Below are 4,644 nucleotides of genomic sequence, written 5' to 3' on the forward strand. Positions count from 1 at the left end.
CCCGCGGTCGCGGTCCGCGGCTTCGCCTCCGGCCGCGCCTTCGCGGTGGCTCCCTTCGCGGTGGCGCCCTTCGCCGGGTCCGCCTTCCGAGTGGGCGCCTTCCCGGCGGGCTTCGCGGGCGCGGCCTTGGCGGGAGCCGCCGTGGCTCCGGTGCCCTTCGCCGCGCCCTTCGCGGGGCCCTTGCCCGGCTTCTTCGCCGGCGCGGTCTCGGTGACCGGGGCGTTCCCCTGGGCTCCCCCGGCCGTCTCCTGGCGGGAGGGGCCGGCGGGCGCGTCCTCGCCGGAGCCGCGACGCGGCCGCCCGCGGCCCGTGCGGGCCCTGGGCTGCGGCGCGGAACCCGCCGGTCGTCTGGTCGTCGTGCTCATGTCGCCTCCCGGATCCGTTCCGCGGCGCGCATCCGCACCGATCCGGCCCGCGGGTTGGTCGTGGTCTCCTCGCCGGACGGCAGCTCCGCCCCGCGTGTCAGCAGCCGGAACCTCGGCTGGTGCTCGGGAAGGGGGACGGGCAGGTCCGGTGGGGTGGTGTCGGCCGCCTGGGCGGCGAGGACCTGTTTGGTGATGCGGTCCTCGAGGGAGTGGTAGCTGAGGACGACGACCCGTCCGCCGACCGGGAGCGCGGCCAGGGCGGCGGGCAGCGCCCGCCGCCAGATGTCGAGCTCGCCGTTCACCTCGATGCGCAGCGCCTGGAACGTCCGCTTGGCCGGGTTGCCGCCGGTGCGGCGGGTCGCGGCCGGGATGGACGTGCGGACCAGGTCGGCGAGCCGCCGGGTCGAGTCGAGCGGGGCGCGCTCTCGCTCGCGGACGATCGCGGCGGCGATCCGCTGGGCGAAGCGCTCCTCGCCGTACTCGCGCAGGATCCGGGCCAGCTCCGCGGCGGGATAGCCGTTGACCACCTCGGCCGCGGTCAGGTCCTGGGTGCGGTCCATCCGCATGTCGAGGGGGGCGTCGTAGGAGTAGGCGAAGCCGCGGTCGGCCTCGTCGAGCTGCGGGGAGGACACGCCGAGGTCGAACAGGGCCGCGTCCACGGCGGGGAGGCCGAGCCGGTCCAGCACGGCGGGGATCTCGTCGTAGACGGCGTGCTCCAGGGTCACCCGGTCGCCGAAGGGGGCGAGGCGCCGCGCGGAGCGCTCCAGCGCGGTGGTGTCGCGGTCGAGGCCGACGAGGCGGAGCCGCGGGTGCGCCCGCAGCATCGCCTCGGCGTGGCCGCCCATCCCGAGGGTGGCGTCGAGGTAGACCGGCTCCCGGCCGGCGGCGGGCGCCGCGGCGGCGGCCCGCGCGGCGGACTCCACGGCGGGGGTGAGAAGTTCCAGGACGCGACCGAGCATGACCGGTACGTGACCGGCCTCGGCCGCGTGGTTCCCCACGTCCATGGTTCCACCCCCTGGTGCTGCTGCCACCTCGCTCGCGGACTTCGTGGCATCGTCGGACCGGACCGTGTCCGCGCCCCCGGCGGCGGCCTCGCCCGGCCAGGTCCCCATCCGCTGCCCTAGAGGAAGATCACCGCGTTGTCCGCGGGGGGTCGCCGTCTGGCACCGGGGAAGCTGCGCCAGCTGGCTCGGAGAGCGGCTGGAGACCTGGCCGAACGTGGGCCATGGCCGGTCAACGGACCGACGAGTCGTTTCTCAGAGGATCCCTGGCAACACCTCCTCCGAGACGTCGGCGAACGCCTGTTCCTCCTGCTCGAGGTAGGACTCCCAGGCCCGCGCGTCCCAGATCTCCAGACGCGTGTTGGCGCCGATGACCGTGCAGTCGCGGGTGAGCCCCGCGTACGTGCGCAGCGGCGGCGGAATGGTGACGCGGCCCTGTTTGTCGGGAACCTCGTCGGAAGCGCTGGCGAAGAAGACCCGGCCGTACGCGCGGACCGCCTTCTCGGTGACCGGCGCGGCGCGCAGGGCCTCGGTGATCCGCTGGAACTCCGCCATGGGGAAGACGTACAGGCAGCGTTCCTGGCCCTTCGTGATCACCAGTCCCCCCGACAGCTCCTCGCGGTACTTCGCCGGCAGGAACAGTCGTCCCTTGTCGTCGAGACGCGGTGAATGGGTGCCGAGGAACACCGGCCCCACCTCCCGCGCCGCATGAGGCGCTCCTTCTCCCCACGGCGCCCCACTCTACTCCACTCTTCCCCACCGTCAACAAGGAAAACCCGTGTCACGCGCCTAGATCGTCTAGGAAGTCCCAGGTCAGAGGGGGTGGTGCGGAGTGGGGCGCGGCGGGGCCCCCGCCGCGCGCCGCGCTCGCCCCCGGTTCCGGCAGAACGGTTCAGAACGCCCGCGAAACGGCGCCGCAACATTCCCGGAACGGACATCGGCGGACCCGGAATCACCGCCGTGGAGCGAAGTGGTGAAGCCCTCCTGGCCGTGGAGGCGAGCGCGGTGCAGCACAATGGGCTCCCGTTCCACATGAACATCGCGGCGGACCTCCCGACGACGTACTGTCGGTTGGACGGGCGCAGAAGCGCCGCACCGGCTCGCGGGAGGCGGGCCTCCGGTCCGGAGGCGGGCCCCTCCAGGGGCCTTCGAGCACACCACGCGGCCGGACGGCTGAGGAGGGTTTGGTGGCAGTAGGCACGCACGGCGAGTCGTTCATGGAGACCGACCCCCCGTCATCGCGCTCCGCCCGGCCCGCGGGGACGGGCCGCCCGGGGACGGGCCGCGGGCTCGACGGCCTCGCGCAGGTCGCCAACAAGATCCGGGACGCGGTGGAGTCGGTGATCGAGGGCAAACCCGGGGTGGTGCGGCTCGCGCTGACCGTGCTGCTGGCCGAGGGGCACCTGCTGATCGAGGACGTGCCCGGCGTCGGCAAGACCATGCTCGCCAAGGCGCTCGCGCGCTCGGTGGACTGCTCGGTGCGGCGGGTGCAGTTCACGCCCGACCTGCTGCCCAGCGACATCACCGGGGTGAGCGCCTACAACCAGGAGCTGCGCGAGTTCGAGTTCAAGGCCGGGCCGGTGTTCGCCAACATCGTGGTCGGGGACGAGATCAACCGGGCGTCCCCGAAGACCCAGTCGGCGCTGCTGGAGTGCATGGAGGAGCGCCAGGTCACCGTCGACGGCACCACCTACGCGCTGGAGCGCCCCTTCATGGTGATCTCCACGCAGAACCCCGTCGAGATGGAGGGGACCTACCCGCTGCCCGAGGCGCAGCGCGACCGGTTCACCGCCCGCATCTCGATGGGCTACCCCGACGCGGCCGCCGAGCTGGAGATGCTGGAGGTGCACGGGCAGGCGTCCCCGCTGGACCGGCTGACGCCGGTGGCGCACGCCGCCGACGTCCGCGACCTCATCGACGTCGTGCGGCACCAGCACGTCGCGCAGTCGGTCAAGCAGTACGCCATCGACCTGGTCGCCGCCACCCGCGTCCACCCCGAGCTGCGCCTGGGCGCCTCGCCGCGGGCCACCCTGCACCTGGTGCGGGCGGCGCGGGCGTACGCGGCGCTGGACGACCGCGACTACGTCGTCCCCGACGACGTCCAGGACCTCGCGGTCCCGGTGCTCGCGCACCGGCTGCTGCCGACCGCCGAGGCGCAGGTGGAGCGGCGCCGGCCCGAGCAGGTCGTGCAGGACATCGTGCGCCGGCTGCCGGTCCCCGCCCCCGGGAAGTGACCTGTTGAGACGAGCGCTGGCCGGTCTGACCACGCGCGGGCGGTCCTTCGTCGCCGCCGGGGCGACCGCGATCATCTGTGCCTTCGTGCTGGGCGAGCGGGACCTGCTGCGGGCCGGGGTGCTCGTGCTGGTGCTCCCGCTGCTGTCCACGCTGGCGGTCTCGCGCACCCGCTACCGGCTGGCGTGCGCCCGCCGGCTGGACCCCCCGCGGCTGCAGGTGGGCCACGAGTCCCGCGTCGATCTGCGGATGGAGAACGTGTCGCGGCTGCCGAGCGGGCTGCTGATGGTGGAGGACCAGGTGCCCTACACCCTCGGCGGGCGGGCCAGGTTCGTCCTCGACAGGATCGAGCCGCACGGCTCCCGGGAGCTCGGGTACCGGATCCGCTCGGACGTGCGGGGCCGCTACCGGGTGGGTCCCCTGACGGTCCGGCTGGCCGACCCGTTCGGCATGGTGGAGCTGGTGCGCTCGTTCAGCCTGTCCGACCGGCTGACGGTGACCCCGACGATCGTCCCCCTGCCCGCCGGGCGGCTCGCCGGCGCGTGGACGGGCGGCGGCGACAGCGTGGCCCGCGCGGTCGCGGCGGCGGGCGAGGACGACATCGCCCCGCGCGAGTACCGGCACGGCGACGACCTGCGCCGCGTCCACTGGCGGTCCACCGCGCGGCGCGGCGAGCTGATGGTGCGGCGGGAGGAGCAGCACTGGCAGAGCAGCGGCACGCTGTTCCTGGACGCCCGCCGCACCGCCCACTGGGGCGACGGCCCCGGCGCCTCGTTCGAGCAGGCGGTGTCGGTCACCGCGTCCATCGGGGTGCATCTCGCCCGGATGGGGATGAGCCTGCGCTACGTCACCGACGCCGGTGAGGCGCTGCGCTCCGGCTCGGCGGCGGAGGGGGCGTTCGAGGGGCCGCTGCTCGACGCGCTGGCGGTGGCCCGCCGGTCGGACGGGTCCGCGCTGACCCCGGGGCTGGCGGCGCTGCGCGGCACGCCGGGAGGCCGGGACGGCGACGGGCTGGTCGTCGCGGTGTTCGGCGCCCTCACCGAGAC

General features: G+C 74.5%; 4 protein-coding genes and 1 pseudogene. 2 read left to right on the plus strand and 3 right to left on the minus strand.

Going from position 1 to position 4,644, the window contains the following annotated elements:
- From E1291_RS39410 to mraZ, 3 genes and pseudogenes are all read right to left on the minus strand, one after another.
- Positions 1-365, minus strand: a pseudogene (locus tag E1291_RS39410) (hypothetical protein); the annotation flags it as partial.
- A complete protein-coding gene (gene rsmH / locus E1291_RS39415; RefSeq protein ID WP_131743114.1) occupies positions 362-1,369 on the minus strand; it encodes a 16S rRNA (cytosine(1402)-N(4))-methyltransferase RsmH in 1,008 nt (335 codons plus the stop codon). The pseudogene E1291_RS39410 and the gene rsmH, both read right to left, overlap by 4 nt.
- 252 nt (positions 1,370-1,621) lie before the next feature.
- Positions 1,622-2,053, minus strand: coding sequence for a division/cell wall cluster transcriptional repressor MraZ (gene mraZ / locus E1291_RS39420; RefSeq protein WP_131743115.1), 432 nt, complete (start codon positions 2,051-2,053; stop codon positions 1,622-1,624).
- A 530-nt stretch (positions 2,054-2,583) separates the two neighbouring features.
- Between mraZ and E1291_RS39425 the strand changes: the two genes are divergently transcribed.
- Positions 2,584-3,600: an AAA family ATPase gene (locus tag E1291_RS39425; RefSeq protein WP_131743117.1), complete on the plus strand. Its 1,017-nt coding sequence runs from the start codon at positions 2,584-2,586 to the stop codon at positions 3,598-3,600.
- Positions 3,601-3,604: 4 nt separating this feature from the next.
- A partial coding sequence (locus E1291_RS39430) for a DUF58 domain-containing protein (RefSeq protein ID WP_131743116.1) occupies positions 3,605-4,644 on the plus strand: 1,040 nt, incomplete at its 3' end.

The sequence above is a fragment of the Actinomadura roseirufa genome, assembly GCF_900659635.1.
In the GTDB taxonomy this organism is placed as follows: domain Bacteria; phylum Actinomycetota; class Actinomycetes; order Streptosporangiales; family Streptosporangiaceae; genus Spirillospora; species Spirillospora roseirufa.